Origin of the sequence: Pseudalgibacter alginicilyticus, assembly GCF_001310225.1 — a bacterium.
GTDB classification, from domain to species: domain Bacteria; phylum Bacteroidota; class Bacteroidia; order Flavobacteriales; family Flavobacteriaceae; genus Pseudalgibacter; species Pseudalgibacter alginicilyticus.
On record NZ_CP012898.1, the window covers coordinates 3306770 to 3329336 of the forward strand.

A 22567-nucleotide genomic window follows, 5' to 3' on the forward strand; every position below is an offset into this window, starting at 1 on the left:
AAATTCTTATATTTAAAATACGTAAAATCTAACAATAAGTTCTGATTGAAAAATTTTCTGACTAATAAAATTAATTACTTCCTAAAAGTAATAAACAGAAAGTTTAATTAGCATTTTGTTTTTTGTACATTAGTTTTTTGTTCTGTAGAAAAAGCTAAAAGAAAACTGTACTTTAATTAGAATATCTTATTGAAAGCACCTATTTGTCATATAATTATTATTTTAATTTTTTTTAATTCATTAAAAATAGCAGCTCAAAAAGATGCATTACCATTTAAACACTTAACCAATGCAGATGGCCTATCTTCAAATAGAATAAACAACATTATAGAAGATGGGAATGGTTTTATTTGGTTTGGTACAGGTGATGGGCTTAATCAGTATGATGGTCGGTCAGTAAAAGTGTTCAAGGAGTTAACAACCAGTATGGCGTTAAGTCCCCAAGATAAAAATCTACTAGTTGGTACTGTCAATGGTTTAGAATTATTTGATAAAAATACTCAGCAGTTTGTACATTTAAATATAAAGAATAGTTTAAATCAAACATTTGATGATGAGCATATTTACTCCATGGAATTTGGTGTTAACAAACAGCTTTTTGTTGGCGGAGATTCTTTTTTTATTTTCAACAGTACTCTAACTAATTTCACAAAATATCCACTGCCAAAAGATGAGAATGGTGTAGGAAGAAAAATAACCTCTATTCTCCAAATTGATTCAGGTTACGTGTTGTTAGGCACTAAGAATGGTATTTGGCAATTTGATTTGAAATCTGGTAAGTATATTCTTCTGTACAGGGAGTACAATTTAGGAAATGTTAGTAAACTCTTTTTAGATAGTAAATCTAATCTTTGGATATGCACTTACTCTAAAGGCATTTGTTTTGTTAAAAATGCAGATTTAAAAAGCAAACCAGTGTTTTATACACAAGAAAATGGCTATTTAATAAACAATAGGGTCATTGATATTGTTGAAGACAAAGAAGATGTTTTTTTTATAGCTAATATTGAGGGAGGCTTAGTCCAATTCGATAAAAAAAACAATAAAACTTTTTTTTATCAGCCTGATATTTTTAATGTAAATAGTTTAAGTGGTAAAGCTCTTACTGCTTTAATAAAAGATAGTCAGAATAATATATGGATTGGAACTTATAATAGTGGTGTAGATTTTTTAGATAGGCACCGAAAAAAATTCGAACATTATCAAATTAATTTTAGAGAAGACGGTCTTTTTAATAATAACATTAGGGCCATGTTTCAAGATTCTAATGGTTCTATTTGGATTGGTACTAAGGAAGGTGGTGGTTTAAGTAAATTCAATCGTTCTGAAGGTACTTTTACCCATTATAAGCCTAACGATGAAAATCCCTCTAGTTTAGGTGATGACTATGTTTTTAGTATTGAAGAATTAGATCCTAAGCATTTAATGATAGGTACACTAAAGGGCGGCTTAGATATTCTGAATATTGAAACGGGTGATTTTGTACACAATGTATTCAATAAGGATACTCCTGTATATAATATGGTTTACGTCATCCATAAGGATATGAAAGGTAATATATGGATGGATTATGGTAGTCAGTTCTGTAAGTTTCTTCCTCAAAAAAAAACAATTGAAATCGTTAAGGGGGTTGTAAGGGTAAAATGTATTACAGATGAAGATGAGGATCATATATGGTTAGGGACTTATGAATCTGGCTTATTTTTGTTCAACACAACAACAAAAGAATTAACTAAGTATGATGTAGGTAGTAGTGAGATTATTTCACTTAAAAAAGACGTTAATGGTGATTTATGGATTGGTACAAAAAGTGGTTTAATTTGCAAACAAGCTAATACAACTGATTACGTAACCTACACGGTTAAAGATGGATTGGTAAATAACCAAGTTTTGGGTTTATTAATAGATAATAATAACAACATTTGGGCTAGTACTACAAATGGTTTATCAAAGTTTGATACCAAAACACAAAAATTTAGAAATTATGATTTTAATGATGGTTTGCAAGGAAACGAATTTGAACGCTACGCATCATTAAAAACAAAAGAAGGTGAACTCATGTTTGGTGGAAGAAATGGGTTCAATATATTCAACCCAGATGAAATTATAGACAACCCAAACCCACCAAAGGTCAAAATTACCAGTTTTAAGCTTTTTAATAAAGCGGTTGATATTGGTTCTGAAGATTCGCCACTAAAGAGGCATATATCACAAACGAAGGACTTAAAACTTAATCATGAGCAGTCTGTTTTAACATTTGGGTTTGTAGCTTTGAATTATTCTTCACCAGAAAAAAATGAGTATGCTTATATTTTAGAGGGGTTTGATAAAGATTGGAATTATATAGACAATAAGCAAGAAGCAACTTATACTAATTTACCAGCCGGTAATTATGTTTTTAAAGTGAAAGCTTCAAATTCAGATGGGTATTGGAATGAAGAAGGAGCCTCAATTAATTTAAAAGTTTTGCCTCCTTGGTGGAAAACACCTTTAGCGTATTTTGTGTATTTTATCATTATTTTATTGTTATTGCTTACATTCTATTATTTTATGACTGTATATTTTAACTTGAAAAATAACTTAAGATTTGAACAACTTGAAAAAGAAAAACACACACACATATATCAAGCAAAACTTCAGTTTTTTACAAATATTTCTCATGAGTTTAGAACACCTCTAACTCTTATTATTGACCCTTTGGATAAATTGTTAAACACCTATACTAATGATGCTAATTTGCAAAAGCATTTAAATCTAATTAATGCCAATGCTAAAAGGTTGTTGAGGCTTATAAATCAACTTATGGATTTTAGAAAAGTTGAGAAAGGAATGATGACCTTAAAAGTTGCTAAATACAATATTGTGGATGTTACTAAATTAATATCTGATTGTTTTGTAGAAAAGGCTGAAGATTGTAATATAGATTATACAGTAACCGCTGAAAGTGATGAGATACCAGTTTATTTTGATTTAGAAAAATACGATATAATATTACACAATCTTTTGTTTAATGCTTTTAAATTCACACCAAATAATGGGCAGGTAGGTTTATATATAGGGCTGTATACTTCAAAATATGGAGTTCAGTATGTTGAGATAACTGTAAAAGATGATGGTAAGGGGATTTCAGAAGAAAATGTAAATAAGGTTTTTGAGGAATTTTATCAAATTGAACAAGGTCAAAATGGAACAGGTATAGGTTTGTCTCTTACTAAAAAACTGGTTGAGTTGCATAAAGGGACTATTGGACTTGACAGTAAGTTAGGTGTTGGCAGTTGTTTTACAATTCGATTCCTTTTAGGTAATACCCATTTTGAAGCATCAGATTTAATTGATATGTCTAATAACCATACGTATGAAATGGGCGAATTTAAGTTAGAAACTATCAAAAATAAAATAGGAAAAACCGTCAATGATGCACATAAAGCAGTAAAACATGCTGTTAAAATTTTATTGGTAGAAGATAATGAAGAAATCCTAAATTATTTAAAAGAGAATTTACAAAACAATTATAGTATTTTTCAAGCTAAAGATGGAGACGCTGGTTTAAAGGAATGTCTTCGAATAGCACCTGATTTGATAATAAGTGATGTTATGATGCCTATTAAAAACGGTATCGAAATGTGTCGTGATTTAAAAAGCGATATAAGAATTAGTCATACACCTGTTATTTTACTAACTGCTAAAACCTCATTTGAAAATAAGAAAGAGGGTTTAAAAACAGGAGCTGATGTTTATATTGAAAAACCATTTAGTATGGAGCTCTTAGAATTACAAATAGTTAACTTATTGGAATCTCGTAAAAAACTTCGAGAGCGTTTTAGCAATGAGTTAAATATATTACCACAAGAGCTTTCTAGTTCTTCGGCTGATGATAGGTTTTTGAACAAAGCCGTTCAAATTATAGAAAGTCATTTGTCAGAAAGCGAGTTTAGCGTTGAAGATTTTATAAAAGAAATAGGAATGAGCCGTAGTAGTCTTCATATTAAACTTAAAGCATTAACAGATAAGTCTACTACCGAGTTTATTCGTTCCATACGTTTAAAAGCAGCTGCGGTATACCTGAAACAAACAAATCAATCTATCTCTGAGATTTCATACAATACGGGTTTTGCTTCACCTCAATACTTTTCAAAATGCTTTAAAAAGGTGTTTGGGAAACTTCCAACTGATTACCGAAATGAATAGTTTAAAGCGCTCATTCTTATAATTTAAATCATCAAACTTTTCTAAGTATAAATAATAGTTGTTGTGTATTTATACAATTCACTAATAACTAAATCTAAATTTAATATCACAGAATTGTTATGTGACATGGTTGTAGGGTCAATAGTCGATTTTTAATTGGATTTTTGTCAACATTTCTTCTATTCTTTAAGAGTTTATAACTTGCTGACAATACAAGCGGTTTAGCTAATTTATGCTTGTTGGGGTAAGTCTGATATAATATTTTAATACAAAAAACACTTGTTAATTAGGTTAAATTTTCATTAAAATCACGTGTATTTTGTGCAGTTTATTTCAATTGTAATTTAAGTTTTTTAAGTGATATTTCCTACGTGTTAAACATATGTGCACATGTATAAACATATGTCTACTTAATAAAACATATGTGTACTTTTTATGAACAATTGTTGAGTTTGTTTATGAATCTAAATTGTTACTTGTAGCCATAGATGTATGAAACTAGAATTACCAAAATGAATAACAGAAAAAAGAATAGCAATTATGTTATTCTAAAATTAACAATTACCGGGCTCCTATTTATAATGTCAATTCTGTTTTTTATTTACTTATTATAAGTGGTATAAAATTAAGACAGTAAATATTAACCTAAACTAAAACCTCTAAGTTATTAGACTTAAATATGAGAAAATTAAAAATAGATTTATCAAACTTTAAAATTATAGCAGCTATTTGTTTGACTCTTGTTGTAGCAAGAATTGAAATGCATGCACAAGTTTATGATTTTAATGTTTTAAGAGAACGTGTTGTTGATGATCAGAGAGTTGGTGTAGTAGGTGCTGCTACTATAGATACATGGATATCTTCTCAAGCTGCTAACGGAAGTTGGTCTAGTTTGCAGTATGGAGCAAATACAAACTTTTCTACTTCAGATAATCATCTATACCGTTTATGGAATATTGCGGCAGCTTGTAGCAATATAAATGATGCTAATTATAATAATACAAATTATAAAGATGCAGTTAAAAAAGGCTTAGAGTATTGGTATACTGCTAATACAGTAGATAGTAACTGGTGGTATAATAAAATTTATTTTCCTCAATACTTGGGTGAAATTTTAATTTTCATGCGTGAATTTGATGATTTTATACCAAAAACATCAAGCGCAGGTATTGATGAACCTGAAATTCTTTCGTTGTTTGAACCTTCAGCAGTAAATGATATTACATCTCATGGAACAGGTGCTAATGCTATTGATATAGGTTTGCATTATGTTTATAGGGGATTGCTTACTGAAAACGCAACACTTTTAGAAGCTTCAAGAGATAAGTTGGAAACCATTTTAAGTGATAATATTCAAGAAGATATGGTATATCATGATCATGGTCCACAAATAATGATTTCAAGTTATGGTTGGGTTTTTTGTGATGGTTTGGTAAGGTTAGCATCTTACATGGCAGACTCTCCTGCGGCATTTGACGTTAATAGTGGGAATTTCAATAAAGTACTACGTTTTATACGTGAAACTCAAATTTCTTCAACAAGAGGTAGTACATGGGATTTTGGTGTAGGAGGACGAAGTGTAAGCAGGTCTAGTGGAATTGGTGCCAGTATGAATTATTTGGAAAAGCTTGCTCAATTTATAGATCCAGATAATGCATCTATTTATAACGATGCGTTGGGAAGACTTAAAGGAGGGGAATCTGCGGATTATAATGTACGGGAGTTTAATAAACATTATTGGGTTTCTGATTACACTCAACATGCGCGAAGTGGATACTTATTTACAGTTAGAAATACTTCTAATCGTACTGTTGAAGCTGAAACAGGAAACGGTGAAAACTTGAAGGCTAATTATTTTTCATATGGAGCTACCAATATATTAGTGGACGGTGACGAGTATAGAGATATAATGCCTTATTGGGATTGGGCAATGATACCGGGTACTACTTATCCACACTTTACATCATTTCCAATAAGGTCAACTTGGGGGACAAACTATGGAGTTACATCATTTGTAGGCGGGGTGTCTAATGGTGAATATGGAGCTTCAACATTAGATATGAATGAGGAAGGTGTGAAAGCTAAAAAAGCTTGGTTCTTTTTTGAAGATGAAATGGTATGTTTAGGTAGTAATATTAGTTATGCGGGTTCAACGAATGTTCGTACAACAATTAATCAATCAAATTTAAGTGTTGCTTCATATATTAATGAGTTAGGCAGTACTAATGAAGTTACACAATCGCTTAGTGGATCTACATATGTTAATACCAATTTAAATTATTTAAGAAATGGTAAAATAGGCTATTTTTTTCCAAATCAAGGTAATATAAAATACACGATGACGTCACAATCTGGAACATGGGCGTCAATAAATAGTGCTTCTGGTTCTACCGCAACACAATCTGGTTATGTGCTTTCGCTATGGGTAGACCATGGTTCAGCTCCTAGTAATGCCAATTATAGCTACATAGTTGTACCTGGTATAGATAGTAAGTCTAAAGCTCAAAGCTATAACATGGATGCTGTTGAGATAATTGAAAACTCAGGAGAAATTCAGGCTGTATATCATAACACTTTAAATATTTTTGAAGCTATTTTTTATGAGGCAGGATCGGTTGATTTTAATGGAAAAACAATAACTGTTGATAAACCTTGTGCAATAATGCTTACTAATAATATAGAGCTTACAGTTTCTAGTCCATCACAGGACCAGAGTACGGTTTCAGTAAAACTTAATGCCAACGGAAGTGAAGAAACCTTAGTAGTCAATTTGCCTACCAGCAGCAATTTTAAAGGAATGTCTGTAACAGAAAATTTTCCTCAAACATTAGGGGTAAATGACTTAGAAAAAGATTTAATGGATTTTAAAATTTACCCAAATCCTACGCAAGGAATTTTTGAAATAAAGGGTAACAATAATCAACAAGTGTTCTATAGTGTTTTGTCAGTTGATGGAAAAAAGATAGAACAAGGACACTATAATGGCTCGACGATTATAAATCTTTCGGGTTATAAAAGTGGGATGTACTTTTTAAGCTTACGTAGTTTAGAAACAACGGTAACCAGAAAAATTATTAAGTATTAACTAACGCAAAATGAATAAAATTAAACGAAGTATTAATGATGAATAGAAATAAAATGTCATTTGGACATGTAAAGCGATTTGCTTTCATACTATTGTTTGGATTTTGCCAAATAGTTCTCTATGGGCAAAACAGCAAGGAGATAAATGGAACTGTAGTTGATGAATCAGGTATTCCGTTACCAGGAGTTACTATTCTTGCTAAAGGTTTAAATTTTGGAGCAACTACTGATTTTGATGGACAATTTACCATAACGGTACCATCAGAAAATACTGTTCTGGTGTTTTCGTATGTTGGTTTTATCACTACCGAAAAATCGGCTTCAGATTCTTCTTTTGAAGTTGTTATGGTTCAGGATATTCAGTCTTTAAACGAGGTAGTAATAGTTGGTTATGGTGAGCAAAAGAAAGCAACTGTTACAGGATCTATTAGTACCTTAAAAGGAGCAGAACTTACTGAAGTTCCAACGTCAAATTTAAGTACAGCTGTAACAGGTAAATTATCTGGTGTGGTAACCATTCAAACATCTGGTCGTCCAGGAGCAGATGCTGCCAACATATACATTAGAGGGCTTTCTACTTGGGTGGATAGTTCACCGTTAATTATTGTTGATGGTGTAGAACGTGCTAGTTTTTCACAAATTGATCCTAATGAAGTAGAAAGTATTTCAGTACTAAAAGATGCTTCTTCAACAGCTGTGTATGGTGTAAGAGGAGCTAATGGTGTCATTCTTATAACTACAAAACGAGGGAAAGAAGGGGTTCAGAACATAAGTTTTACGGCCGAACTCGGTGGACAGACACCTGTTAATATTCCAAATTTTTTAAATTCTTATGATCATCTACAACTTCTAAAGGTGGCCATGATTAACGATGGTAAAGATCCAAGTACTGAGCCATTACTTTCAGATGAATCATTGGAAGGTTTTCGGTTAAATCAAGATCCTTATCTCTATCCAAATATTAAATGGTATGATGAGGTTGTTAAACCTATGGCGTTAATACAAAAATATAATATGAACGTATCGGGAGGAACTAAGCGAGTAAAATATTTCGTTTCAATGGGATATTTAAACCAAAGTGGTATGTTTAAGTATACGGATATGCACGATCGTTATAATCCAGATACCTATTATAAACGATTTAATTTTCGTTCTAATTTAGATTTCACTATAAATAAATATCAAACACTTAGTGTAAATGTAAGTGGTCGTTCTGGTGAACAGAATGGTTTTCCTAACGAGAGTAATGTGTTTCAAACATTAATTGCAAAGGCTCCTTATTTGTATCCTATTTTTAATCCAGATGGTACCTACGGAGCAAATATTCAAGAACCTAACCCTATTGTTAAAATTGCTAATAGTGGATATGATAATACACGTACTAACGATTATGATGTTGTAGGAACATTAAAAAATGATTTGAGTTTTGTAACTGATGGTTTGGAGTTGCTTATGAATATGTCATATAACAGCTCTGTTGGGTCAACAAAAAGCTATAGAGAACAGGCCGACTCGTATTATTATAATCCAGGAACTCAGGAATATCAACAAATAATTGAATTTTCACCCTTATCTTATTCAGGAGAAACCAGTACGGGTTCTTATAGAAATATTGGATTACAGTTTCAGCTTAAATATGGTAAAACAATAGGGAAATCTGAATTGAATACTACTTTAGTTTACAACCAACAAAACGAACGCTACTCAGCTAACAGTCCTTTTGTTCTTATGGGTTATGCAGGTAGAGTAGAATATAATTATGACAGTAAGTATTTAGCAGAGTTTAATATAGGATATAATGGATCAGAAAATTTTGCTCCGGGGAATCAGTTTGGTGTTTTTCCAGCGGGATCTTTTGGATATGTTATTTCTGAAGAACCTTTTATGAAGTCACTTAAACCAGTAATAGATTTTCTTAAAATACGAGGTTCAGTAGGTTTAGTAGGTAATGATAAAGTAGGTGGTGATAGGTTTTTATGGCAAGGGCTTTACAGCTATACAGCACCTGGAAGCATTGGAAGTTATCAAAATTATTCATTTGGTACCACGAATCCTTCTAACACCGGTGGCTTGGTTGAGTCGCGTTCTGAGAATAGAAATTTAACTTGGGAAACCTCATTAAAAAGAAATATTGGTATTGATGCCAAATTGTTTAAAAATAACTTACTGAATATTACATTCGATTTATTTGATGAACACCGAACGGACATTCTTATGTCTGCAAGATCTCTTCTTAATACAACAGGTATTCCTTCTCCACAGTATAACATTGGTGAAACAAAAAACTCAGGGTTTGAATTAGAACTGAATCATAAAAATAATATTGGAGATTTTGAATATTCAGTTCGTGGTTTGTACAGCTTTGCTCGCAACGAGGTTGTTGATAGAGATGATCCTTCAGGTACTCCTGATTACCAAAAATTAGCTGGGTATCGTATTGGGCAATACAGAGGTTATCAAGTATTGGGGTATTTTACTTCAGAAGAAGATATTGCTAACTCTCCCGATCAATCGTCTTTAGGAGGACCTATTATTCCAGGGGATTTAAAATATTTGGATTATGATGAAGATGGACAAATAACAAGTGCCGATATTGTTCCAATAGGCTACTCAAACATACCTGAAATTGTTTACTCTATTTCTCCCGAAGTGAAATGGAAAGGTTTCACCTTAAGTGCTATGCTGCAGGGGGCTGCTAACTCATCTGTTTTGTTTGTTTCAAACGCTGGTTATGAGTTTGGTGGTTCTGCTGGTGGTGGTCAAGTTACTGAAACACATAAAGACTATTGGACGGTTGATAATCCAAATGCGAGTTATCCTTCTTTGCATTCCAATGCAACACATAGTAATAAAAACACGAATTCATTTCATCTAAAATCAGGAAACTATTTACGTCTGAGAAATGTAAGACTTAGCTATAGTATACCAGAGAGCTTTTGCAATAAATTAAAAATAAATAGTATCAATGTTTCTATAAGTGGTAACAACCTAAAAACGTGGTCTGAAATTGATGACTTCGACCCTGAAACCGTTTCTAGTGATGGAAGTAAAGGCGAGGTTTACCCACAGCAAAGCATTTATAATTTTGGTGTTAATATTAAACTATAAAACAATGAAAAAAAGAAATATATATAGAATAATGTCCTGCATCATGCTTTTAGTAAGTGTTTCCTGCACCGAAGTTTTTGATGTAGAACAATTGGATCAAGCTCCAGTTCAGGATTTAGATTTTGAAGCGGTGTTTTCAGATTATCAACAATTTCGCAGATATTTAGATTATGGCTATGGTTACATGCCAAATAATTTATCACGCTTATGGAATAGTTTGGTTTCCGAATTGTCTGATGAGTGTGAGGGTGTTGGAGGTGATGTTTGCTCTCCTGTATTTAATAACGGAGCTTGGTCTGCAGATGTTAGTAGTTTGTCGGGAACAGATTATCATGCCAGAAATGAATTAGAATTTTTGTGGAATGATTTGTTTTCAGGGATACGCCAAGCTAATATGGTTATTGAACATATAGATATGGTGGAAAATTTTCCATCTCAAGATATTTATGACCGCTCTTTGGGAGAAGCTTATTTTTTAAGAGCATATATGTATTTTGAACTGGTAAAACGTTGGGGAGCCGTTCCTCTTTTTGATAAGCCGTTGGAATTAGGTGTTGATGATTTGGATTTACCTAGAGCAACATATGAAGAATGTATAGCTTTTATTGAAGCAGATTGTAATACGGCTGCAGGTCTTTTAGATTTAACTAATAGTGAGGGTGATACTGGACGTGCCACTAAAGGGGCAGCGCTGGCACTTAAGTCTAGGACTTTACTATATGCTGCACGTCCATTAAACAATCCAGAAAATGATATAGATAAATGGAAAGCAGCAGCAGATGCAGCTTGGGAAGTTATTAACTTAAACCAATATAGTTTAGATCCTGATTATGTTAACATGTTTTTTCGTCCAGATTTAGGAACCGAAATCATAATGAACCGCCCAAGAACCAAGCTTACTTTTGAGCAAGGACGACCAAGTAACAATTCTTCCTTTTTTGTGCGTATAGCACTACCTGGCGGCAATTACAACGGATGGGGCGTAACAGGAGTAACTGGTTCTTTTGTTGATTTGTATGAAGATTCTAACGGGTATCCTATTACAAATGCGGCATCAAATTACACTCTTACAGACCCTTATGTTAATAGAGATCCTCGCTTAAGAATGACGGTATTATACAACGATAGATTCTGGTTTAATAAGAATATAGAGTTATATAAAAGTGATTCCCAAGGAAGACAAGGGACTGAATACAATAAAATAGGGTATGCCATTGCTAAATTTTGGCCAGAAGCACATCAGCGCTACAAAGGAACAAGCACGTATTTAAACTATATATTTTTTAGATATGCAGAAATACTGCTAAATTATGCAGAAGCGGTAAATGAAGCCTATGGTCCTGACGGAACAAATCCAGGGGCAGGTTTAACCGCTAGAGAAGCTACTACTTTAGTACGTGAGCGTGTAAATCATGTACCTATTCCTTTAGATATATCGTCATCAACTGATACCATGCGTGAACGTATTATTAATGAGCGCGCTATTGAATTATGTTTTGAAGAGCAACGTTGGTACGATGTTATTAGTTGGAATAGAGGCGTGGAAATTTTTGGAGCAGATAATCCAATAAAAGGCATGGAAAGCACTAAGAATGCAGACGGTACATTTACTTATGAACCTTTTGTTTATGAAACAAGAACATTCAAATCACATATGCACCGTTATCCAATACCTAATAGCGAAATATTTAAAAGTAGTGTGTTGGAGCAAAATCCAGAATGGTAGTTGTTAATATTTATTAATGCAGAAAAATCAAATTATAATGAGTAAAATTAAAATACATACAATACTCAAAAAAGTGATATTATGTTTTGTGTTTCTTTTTTATGCTTCACAATTAGTTGCACAGAGTATGGAGGAAGAAGATAGAACGTTTGAGCTATCGGGTACGGTTATTGACGCAGAAGGGAATCCTTTGGAAGGTGTTATGGTAACGTTACAAGAAAAAACTGAGTTAACAAAAACCAATAGTAATGGTCTGTTTAAAATCAACGTGCTACAGGATGATGTCGTAATTTATAGTTTACCAGGGTATGAAATAGCGCAAAAAATAGTAGAATCTGATACTGAAAATTTAGATGTTAGTTTACAGAAGTTATTAATTGGAGAAACTCTTGCTAATGTAGCTTTTGGCACTTATAACGAAAGAGAACTGTCAGGTGCATTTTCAAGTACTAAAGCGCATGATATTAGAAAAAATGCGGTAAACACTATTGAACAAGCTTTAAATGGAACTGTTGCTGGATTGCACTCTATAAAAAATGGAAGTCAAAAATTTGGAGTATCAAATTACAACTTTTACTTAAGAGGTTTAGCTACTAATGGAAGTGCAACACCTTTAATTTTAGTTGATGGTATTGATGCAAATATTAATCTTTTGGATCCTAAAGAAGTTGAGAGTATAACAGTTCTCAAAGATGCAAGTGAATTAGCCATGTATGGCATACGTGGCGCAAATGGTGTAATTCTTATAAAAACGAAGCAAGGTAGTGAAGTTTCAAGTTACATGAACTTGGAGCTTAAATCAGGTTTTCAAACACCCAGTTATATAGCTCCTAAATTAAACGCTTATCAATATACAACGCTATATAACGAAGCAAGTACAAATGATGGTAGAGCATCAGTATTCAATACAGGTAATTATTTAAATCCTACAGATGTTTATCGCTATCCAGATTCTGATTTTCCTGACTTATTTTTGAGAAATGATACCGAATCTGCTTATCAAAATTACACTTTTACAACCGGTGGAGGTAATAGTAAAGCTCGATATTTTTTCTTGGTTGGTTATATGAAACAAGGTGGTATATTTAGTGTGCCTGTTGATTTTAGTTCGGTTAACCAAACCTATAACGAACGTTATAATTTTAGATCAAATATTGATGTTGATTTAGGAAAAGGGTTTGAGTTAAACACAAAAATTGTGGCATTAAACGATCAAAAACGGTCACCTAATGCTGGTGGAACTGTTAATAATGCTAACAATTCACTTTTTGCAAGTATTATGTCAACACCTGCAAATGCTTATCCTGTTTTAAATTCAGACGGTAGTTATGGTGGAGATGCAGAATACCAACAAAACATCATGGGTATTTTACAATCGGGTTTCCGAAATGAAGCGACCAAACAGCTTACAGTAAAAGCCGAGATAACTAAAGATTTGGGGACCCTCTTAAAAGGATTGAGTTTAAATGCCGTATATAGTTTTGAAAATTATAATTCTTATTATAATGGAGAAAGCACTCAGTTTGCTGTTTATGAATTAAATCCAGATGATACATACACCCAGTATGGTACGCAAGATACAAAAGCGTCGAGCTTTGGTGGTCAAATGACCGATTTTTATAATGATGCCACTTTTATGGCAGGATTTAACTATGACAACACCTTTGGCGACCATGAACTCAAAGGGAGTGTTATAACGCATCAATATACGAGCCGTGTAAGTGGTGATAATCCAGACTATAGATGGTTTGGTACTTCATCCCGTTTACTATATGGGTTTAAAAACAAATACTACGCGCAAGTATCAGGTGCTTATCAAGGTTCTAATGGGTTTGCAAGTGGCAATCGTTATGGTTTTTTCCCATCAGCAGGTGCTTCCTGGATCATTTCTGAAGAAGATTTTTTAAAGAATAGTGAGGTAGTAAACTATTTAAAACTTCGAGCAAGTTATGGTCTTACGGGTAACGATAGGAGTACGCCTCGTTTTCTATATCGTCAAGCTTTTACTCGAGCAAATGGTTATGGTTTTGGTAATCCAAACGGGTCAGTTGACGGAACTACTGAAGGTACTTTGGCAAATCCTAATGCTACTTGGGAAACGGCGTATAAAACTAATATAGGCTTAGATTTAAATGTGTTAAACCAAGCCTTAGCAGTAACTGTAAATTATTTTCATGAAAAACGTACCGATATTTTGGTGCCGCAATCTAATGTGGTTCCAGATCTCATTGGGGTAGATTTGCCTGTTTATAATGCAGGGGAGATAACCAATGCCGGTTTTGATGCACAATTGGATTACAATAAAACATTTGGTGAATTTAAATTTAATGTTGGAGCAAATATGAGCTACGCTAAAAGCAATGTAGTTGATTTAAAAGAAACAGCTTATAGAGATGAGGAGCAGTATCGATATTTAAAAGGAAATCCTGTTGATTCACAATTTGGATTAGTAGCTACTGGTATATACAATAGCCAAAGTGAGATTGATGCTGATGGTGTGGTATCTTCTTATGGCACATTAAAACCAGGCGACATTCGCTACGAAGACTTAAATGGTGATGGTATAATAAATACAGCTGATAGAAAAGCTATAGGTAATTATTTACCAGAGATTATTTATGGATTGCATTTAGGTATTGAATATAATGGCTTTGATTTATATGGCTTTGCAGAAGGAGCAACACAATATAATATAATGGTTAGACCTGATGAGTTTTCAAGTTATGCTTATGAAAATAGATGGACAACTACTACTGGTACTGCTCAATCTGTATTTCCTAGAGTGTCTCTTGAAAGTGAACATAATAGTCAAACATCAACATTTTGGCAAGAAGAAGGCAAGTTATTCCGTTTAGCAACTGTTGAAATGGGATACACTTTTCCAAAGCAAGTAGCTAATAGTTTAAGTATAAGCAACATGCGACTTTATGTTAATTTGGATAATGTTTTTTCTACAACTACAGATAGAGAAAACCGTGATTATGAAGCTACAAGTGCCGGATATACACAGTACCCTTTAATGAAAACCTTTTTGTTAGGCTTATCTGTAAATCTATAACCATAAAAAACATAGACGATGAAAATCTTAAAGTATATATTTTTAGCAACCACAGTTTTAACATTTACAGCTTGTGATGATATTTTGGAACCTGATTTGGATGGCACGTTAAGTGAAGATGCTGTTTGGAATAATACCAGACTGGCCTTTGCTGTATTAGACAAAGCATATAATAATTTACCTAATGGTTATAACCGAATATCAGGTGCAATGCTTGCATCAGCAACAGATGATGCTGTAAATGCAGACCCATTAAGTAATATTCATAGTTTTAACGATGGCACTTGGAGCTCGTTTAATATTATAGAGGACGTATGGTCTAAAAATTTTGAAGGGATACGTATAGCAAATAATTTCTTAGAAAAAATTGATGATTTACCATTGCCTAAAGAGCCTACAGCATTAGGAACTAGTGAAAGTATTTACAATACACGTGAGCGCATGAAAGGTGAAGCACGTTTCTTAAGAGCTTTATTTTATTTTGAATTAGTTAAGCGTTACGGAGGTGTGCCTTTAACTTATAAGGAATTAACACCAGAGGAAGCTGCAAGTTTACCTCGTTCAACAGCTGATGAATGTTTCGAGTTTATTTTTAAACAATGTGATTCTGCAGCAACCATGTTGCCTCGGAAATATGGAGCGCTTCCAGCTGTTGTAGGATTTAATGATGCAAAAGATTTAGGAAGAGCTACCGTTGGAGCGGCTTTGGCTTTAAAATCTAAAGCATCTCTTTTTTGGGCAAGTCCTTTATTTAATCCTACTAATGATGTTAGTCGTTGGGAACAAGCTGCAGAATTAGCGGATATGGTTATCAAATTAACAGTTAATGAAGATGGTTCTGGTGGGAACCTTTACAGTTTGCCTAGTTTTAATACAGAAACAAACATGTCTACTTTGTTTTCAACCAACACACTATTGCCTCTTTATAATAGTGAAATAATTTTTTCAACTAAATATTATGATAATACTACAGTTGAAAACCAAAATGGTCCTATTTCATTTAGCGCACAAGGCCTTACCAATCCTACGCAGAATTTAGTAGATGCTTTTCCTATGAGCAACGGTATTGCTATTAGCGATCCAGCATCTGGGTATGATCCGGAAAATCCATACGCCAACCGCGATCCAAGATTGGCTATGACTGTACTGACTAATGGTACTGAATTGAGCTTAAATGATAGGGTTAGTGAAATTGAAACTTTTGTTGGGGGGGCTGACGGACCAGAAGCATATCCAAATGCATCGCAAACAGGATATTATTTACAAAAATTTATAATGCCTCAAGCTGTTTGGCAAGGGCGTACGGTTAACGTTACACGAACTTGGATTATATCTCGATTGGGAGAAATGTTTTTAAATTTTGCAGAAGCTAGAAATGAAGCCGTAGGGCCAGATAGTGATGTGTTGTTTGCACTCAGATCTTTACGTTTTCGTGCAGGTATTTCACGTGCTTATGTCCCTACAGGGATGAGTCAAGATGAGATGCGCGAATTTATTAGAAATGAAAGACGCATTGAAATGGCTTTTGAAGAACAAAGGTTTTTTGATATTCGTCGTTGGAAATTGTTAGATGACCCTAGCCAACGTGATGCATTTTTAACCATAAGAGGCGTAGAAATAATTAAAGATACACAAGATAACTTAACATATAATTTTAATAAGAAAATCGAGGATCGTGTTTTCAATTCAGATAATATGTATTTATATCCAATACCTGAATCAGAATTACTAAAAAGTGATGTTTTGGAGCAAAATCCAAATTGGTAGTAGCATTTAAAATTAATACTACACACTTATTAATTTCTAAAAAATCAATTCAGAAATACCTGTTATTTTTTATCAAACTATTTTATTATTTATTAATTAAAACCATTTATTATGAAAACAAAATTATTTATTTGTATGGTATTGACCACTGCCTTAATGCAGGCTCAAACCATTTATGTGTCGTCCACTGGCGATAATACTGATGGATCGTCTTGGGGAAAAGCTTATAGTAGTATTCAGGCAGCCTTATTTGCAGCAACATCCGGAAACGAAATTTGGGTACAACAAGGAACCTATGTGATTGCAGTAGAAGCAGAACAACTTAATTTTAAAGAAGGAGTAAATGTTTACGGCGGATTTACAGGAACAGAAACAACACTTGCTGAAAGAAGCGAAGATGCAAGTTTAACAGTAATAAGCCATGATGCAGGTGGTGCAGGCGATTTTAGATTATTAACAAGTGAATCATTAATTACATCTTCAACTTGGGATGGTTTTACTTTTGATGGGAAAGATTTAGGTACTGGTATTTTTTTAAATGGTAACTGTAACCTTAATAATGTAATTGTTGAAAATTGTAAAGTTACTGATGGCGGTGGCGCTGGTGTTTATATTGGAACAAGTGAAGAACTTGCTCCCGTGAGTGTAACAAATTCTGTGATAACTAATAACACTATTGTAGCTGGAGGAGTAGCACCTGTATTGTCTGGAGGTGCTGGTATCTATGCAGGTTCTAGTTCTAATGCAACATTGATTGAAAATTGTACAGTGTCTGAAAATATTATTAGTTGTGATTCTGCTTCAGCGAGTAATGATAACAGACTTTATGGAGCAGGTATTTTTATTGTACAAGGTGTTATTAGAAATAGTACTATTAGTAATAACCAAGTTGCAGGCCCTCAAGCAGGAATTGTACGTACAGGAGGCGGTATTTGTATTTTGCCAGTTTCAAGTGAAGATAAAACAGTAGATATTGATGGTTGTAGTATTACTGGTAATTCATCTACTGCAAGAGGTGGAGCTGTGCTTATAGATCCTTCATATAGTGGTGAGTACGGTGGAACTTATACTATTACCAATTCCAATTTTATTAATAACTCTTCAAGTAATGTTGGTGGGGCTCTTTTTTGTACAAGTAGTGCAACAAGTAGTGGTTGGGAAATAAGTGTTATTAATTCAATTTTTGCAAACAACTCAGCTACTACTGGAGGTGCTTTTTTTATGAATACTCCAGGTACTGTGAAAATCATATACTCTACTTTTGTTAATAACTCTGCGTCAAGTACTTATGGAGGTGGTGGTGTTGCCATAAATGGAGACAAAATTATGGGAACTGGAAGTAGAATTACAAATTCTATTTTTTGGGGTAATACACAAAATGGGGCTACACCAGCCCGAACACAGCTAAGTAGCGGCTTGATTCCAACTATTACTAATTGTGCTATTCAAGAATATGATGCAGGATCGTCATATTGGGCTAATGCTACCATGTCTAGCATAGTAAACTTAGGGACAGATAATACGGATGTTAAATTTTTAGCTCCTACTGCATCTGCAGGAAATACTGCTCCAGATGTTGATGAAAGCAGATGGCAGATAACAGATGATTCTGTTTGTATTGAGTGGGGGATAGATGAAAAGTATAGTGATGGTACTGATATCCTTATCGATTATGCTGGAAAAGCAAGAGCATTATCATCATCAACTTTTATATATCCAGACCTTGGTGCTTACCAATTTGATGCTTCTAATCCGCCAGTTCTTAATGTAGAAGATATTGTAAAAAGTGATGTAGATTTTAAAATTTATCCAACAGTAGCAAACAGCACTTTGTTTGTTAAAACGAATAAATCGATTAAAGAAATAGAGATCTATAATATTAACGGTAGTTCTGTTTTAAAAACAAATAATGTAGAAGAAGTTAATGTATCATCACTTTCAAGTGGCTTGTATCTTTTTAGAGCAACTTTTAATGATAACATGACAGCAGTAAAGCGTTTTATTAAAAATTAAACTTTATTTAAAATTATATAAAGCTTATAGTATTATTATAAGCTTTATAATTAGTAGCAATATTAACTTAAAATATTACCCTGCAAACGCATAATATATTTGCAGGGTAATTATTTTTTTATATTAAATTTTAAGTGTAAATGAAAATCACACAAACCGTTATGTTCACTTTTATTAAAACCATTAGTATTAGTTTAGTTTATGTTTTAACTATTATAGCTACTTATGCTCAAGACTACAATTTCAAAGAATTACAAGCACGAGTAGTTAATAGTCAAAACATGCATTTTGCTAATGTAGAGGTTATGAATGATTGGGTTGATACTCAGAACTCAGATGGTAGTTGGGCCGATATGCATTACGGAAAGGTGGATTTTAATGGATCACTTAATAATAATCATGTACATAGATTATGGCAGTTAGCAGGAGCTTGCTCAACTGCAAGTCATGAAAAGTATAACAATTCAACTTATAAACAGGCTTTAAAAAAGGGGTTGCAGTTTTGGTATAATTCTAAAACGGTAGCATCTAATTGGTGGTTTAATAAAATTTATTTTCCGCAACGATTAGGTGAAATTCTAATATTTATGCGTGCTTTTGATGGTTTTATTCCACAAACAACGGTAGAAGGGATTGATGAACCAGAAATTTTATCATTATTTGAACCTACGGCAATAAAAGATATTACCTTATATAATAGTGGAGCCAATGCTGTGGATATAGCTTTACATTATGTTTACAAGGGATTGCTTACTGAAGATGCAAAGCTTTTAGAAGATACTAAAAATAAACTTGAATCTATTTTAGCAGATAATATTAAAGCAGACATGGTATATCATGACCATGGAGCACAAATTATGATAGCTAGTTATGGGCCAGTTTTTTGTGAAGGCTTACTTCGCTTAGCTTCTTACTTAGCAGATTCACCTGCGGCTTTCGATACAAAAAGTGAAAATTTTTCGAAGATATTAAGTTTTATTCGTGAAACGCAGCTGTCATCAACTAGAGGTCGTTCATGGGATTTTAGTGTGTTAGGCAGAGGTATTAGTCGTGAAAATGCTATGTATGCCAAAATGGGATACCTTCAAATTTTAGCAGATTATATTGATACCGAAAATGCGGATAAATATTTAAATGTATTAAGTAGAATAAAAGGTGATAATCCGCCTAATTATAAGGTGCGAGAGTTTAATAAGCATTATTGGGTGTCTGATTATACCCAACATGCACGCAGCGAATATTTATTTACCGTACGTAATACGTCCACTAGAACAAATGAGGGTGAAACAGGAAATGGTGAAAACTTAAAAGCAAATTACTTGTCTTATGGAGCTAATTTTATGTCTATTGATGGTGACGAATATATTAATATAATGCCTGTATGGGATTGGTCTATGATTCCAGGAACCACATTCCCTTACATAACAAAATTTCCTAAAAGACGTACTTGGGGGTTTAATTTTGGGAATACAACTTTTGTAGGAGGTGTTACAGATGGCCATTATGGAACTTCTGTTTTAGATTTAGATCAAGCAGGTATTACTGCAAAAAAAAGTTGGTTTATGTTTGATGATGAAATCGTTTGTTTAGGAGCAGGGATTGTAGATAATAGTGGCAGAAATGTACGAACTACCATTAATCAAGCTTGGATGCAAACGCCTTCTTATGTTTGTGAAGTAAATCAGGCAAAAGAACAAGAAAAAGGGTTGAATTTAGAACCTTACAATAATACCAATCTAAAATACCTTCGTCAAGGCAAATTTGGGTATTATTTTCCTAATAAAACCAATGTGAAATTTGCCATGCAGTCTAAAACAGGTTCTTGGAAAGCTATCAATATACTTGAAGATTCAACAACAACAAAACCACAAGATGTGTTTTCTTTATGGATAGATCACGGTAATAACCCTGATAATGCCACTTATAGTTATATAGTAGTGCCTAATATTGATACTCAAAAAAAAGCAGAACAATATAATATGAATGCGGTTCATATTATAGAAAATACCTCGGCAATACAAGCTGTATATCATAAAACATTAGATATGTTACAGGCTGTTTTTTACCAAGCAGGAACAGTCAAATTAAAAGGTTTAAGTGTAACTGTAAACAGACCTTGTGCATTGATACTTAAACAAGATGGAACAATAACAGTTTCAAACCCATCACAAACCTACTCAGATGTATTGGTAAGTATAAAAGATAAACGGAATACTTTTTCTAAAGTTATACATCTGCCAACAAAAAACAAGTTAGAGGGAGCTTCTGCTTCGGTCAATTATAAAATTGAAAAACAATAATATCAAGATTAATTAAGAAACAAGCAATTATAGTTATTTATGAAAAAAGTATTAAGTTTTATGTGTGTATTGGTAGTGCTGTCTGGTTGTGCCAAATCTAAAGAGGAGAAAGTAAGTGATAATGACATGAGTAAAACTATGGAGTTTATTACCAATAGACTTGATTATACGTTGAAAAACAACCTCGATTCTACAAAATTACCTCGGACAATTACAAAAGAAAATCAACTTAAAACAGTAGGGAAATATGATTGGACTAGCGGATTTTTTCCTGGGAATTTATGGTATATGTACGAGTTAACTAAGGATGAGAAATGGAAAAATGAGGCCATTAAATACACGGAAGTTTTAGACACTATTCAATATTGGGAAGGCAATCATGATGTGGGTTTTATTATGTATTGTAGCTATGGAAACGGGCTTAAGTTTGGTAGTCAAAATAAATATAAAGACATTATTATTCAAACAGCGGAGTCATTAAGCAAGCGTTATAATGACACTACTAAAGTTATAAAATCATGGGAACGACAAAAATCTTGGGATAAAGTAACCACGTGGTATTACCCTGTTATTATTGATAATATGATGAATTTAGAGCTGCTGTTTGAAGCAACCCTTTTAAGTGGTAATGAAAAATATAAAAACATTGCTGTACAGCATGCTGAAACCACAATTAAAAATCATTATAGAGATGATTATTCATGTTATCATGTGGTAAATTATGATACCATTACAGGTAAAGTTTTAGATAAAAAAACGGCTCAAGGGTTTGCTGATAATTCTTCGTGGGCTAGAGGACAAGCATGGGGTCTATATGGTTACACATTATGTTATCGCTACACAAAAGACAAAAAATTCCTTGATTTTGCTGATAATATTGCCAAATATATCATAAACCATCCTAATTTACCAGAAGATATGGTGCCGTATTGGGATTATTACGCTAATAATGATAATTATCATCCGGAATGGAATTATAATAAAGCAGATTTTCCAGTAATACCAAGAGATGCTTCTGCTGCAGCCATTACAGCATCTGCCTTATATGAATTGGCAGGTTATTCTGAAAACAAAGAAAATTTACTTAAAGCAGCTAATAAAATACGTGAGTCATTATTGTCTACCAGTTATATGGATCCAAATAGCAAGAACAAGTATTTTATTTTAGATCATAGCGTAGGAAGTATTCCTCATCATACAGAAATTGATGTTCCGTTGGTTTATGCGGATTATTATTTTTTGGAAGCACTTTACAGAAAAAGCATGCTTGATGATAATAAAGCATTTTTATAATTAACAGATTTTTTAAAAAAGAAAACGTTT

At 33.2% G+C, this 22567-nt stretch carries 9 protein-coding genes; all 9 read left to right on the forward strand.

What is annotated here, in order from left to right; all coding sequences use genetic code 11:
* The first annotated feature begins 189 nt into the window (after positions 1-189).
* The 9 genes from APS56_RS13710 (at position 190) to APS56_RS13750 (ending at position 22537) form a co-directional block, all read left to right on the forward strand.
* The gene (locus APS56_RS13710; RefSeq protein WP_054729411.1) at positions 190-4188 is read left to right on the forward strand and encodes a two-component regulator propeller domain-containing protein; all 3999 of its coding nucleotides are present in this window, start codon (positions 190-192) and stop codon (positions 4186-4188) included.
* A 679-nt stretch (positions 4189-4867) separates the two neighbouring features.
* Complete coding sequence (locus APS56_RS13715; RefSeq protein ID WP_054729412.1) at positions 4868-7273, forward strand: polysaccharide lyase family 8 super-sandwich domain-containing protein; 2406 nt, start codon at positions 4868-4870, stop codon at positions 7271-7273.
* A gap of 35 nt (positions 7274-7308) precedes the next feature.
* Positions 7309-10380 carry a SusC/RagA family TonB-linked outer membrane protein gene (locus APS56_RS13720; RefSeq protein ID WP_098946182.1) on the forward strand — a complete coding sequence of 1024 codons (3072 nt, stop codon included), beginning with the start codon at positions 7309-7311 and terminating at the stop codon, positions 10378-10380.
* A gap of 4 nt (positions 10381-10384) precedes the next feature.
* On the forward strand, positions 10385-12106 hold the full coding sequence (locus tag APS56_RS13725) for a RagB/SusD family nutrient uptake outer membrane protein (protein ID WP_054731404.1): 1722 nt from the start codon (positions 10385-10387) through the stop codon (positions 12104-12106).
* Between the two features lie 37 nt (positions 12107-12143).
* The gene (locus tag APS56_RS13730; protein ID WP_157757676.1) at positions 12144-15164 is read left to right on the forward strand and encodes a SusC/RagA family TonB-linked outer membrane protein; all 3021 of its coding nucleotides are present in this window, start codon (positions 12144-12146) and stop codon (positions 15162-15164) included.
* A gap of 18 nt (positions 15165-15182) precedes the next feature.
* On the forward strand, positions 15183-16931 hold the full coding sequence (locus APS56_RS13735; protein WP_054729417.1) for a RagB/SusD family nutrient uptake outer membrane protein: 1749 nt from the start codon (positions 15183-15185) through the stop codon (positions 16929-16931).
* 111 nt (positions 16932-17042) lie between these two features.
* On the forward strand, positions 17043-18944 hold the full coding sequence (locus APS56_RS13740) for a T9SS type A sorting domain-containing protein (protein ID WP_054729422.1): 1902 nt from the start codon (positions 17043-17045) through the stop codon (positions 18942-18944).
* 140 nt (positions 18945-19084) lie between these two features.
* Positions 19085-21244, forward strand: coding sequence for a polysaccharide lyase family 8 super-sandwich domain-containing protein (locus tag APS56_RS13745; protein WP_054729428.1), 2160 nt, complete (start codon positions 19085-19087; stop codon positions 21242-21244).
* A 39-nt stretch (positions 21245-21283) separates the two neighbouring features.
* Complete coding sequence (locus tag APS56_RS13750; RefSeq protein ID WP_054729431.1) at positions 21284-22537, forward strand: glycoside hydrolase family protein; 1254 nt, start codon at positions 21284-21286, stop codon at positions 22535-22537.
* Positions 22538-22567 lie beyond the last annotated feature (30 nt).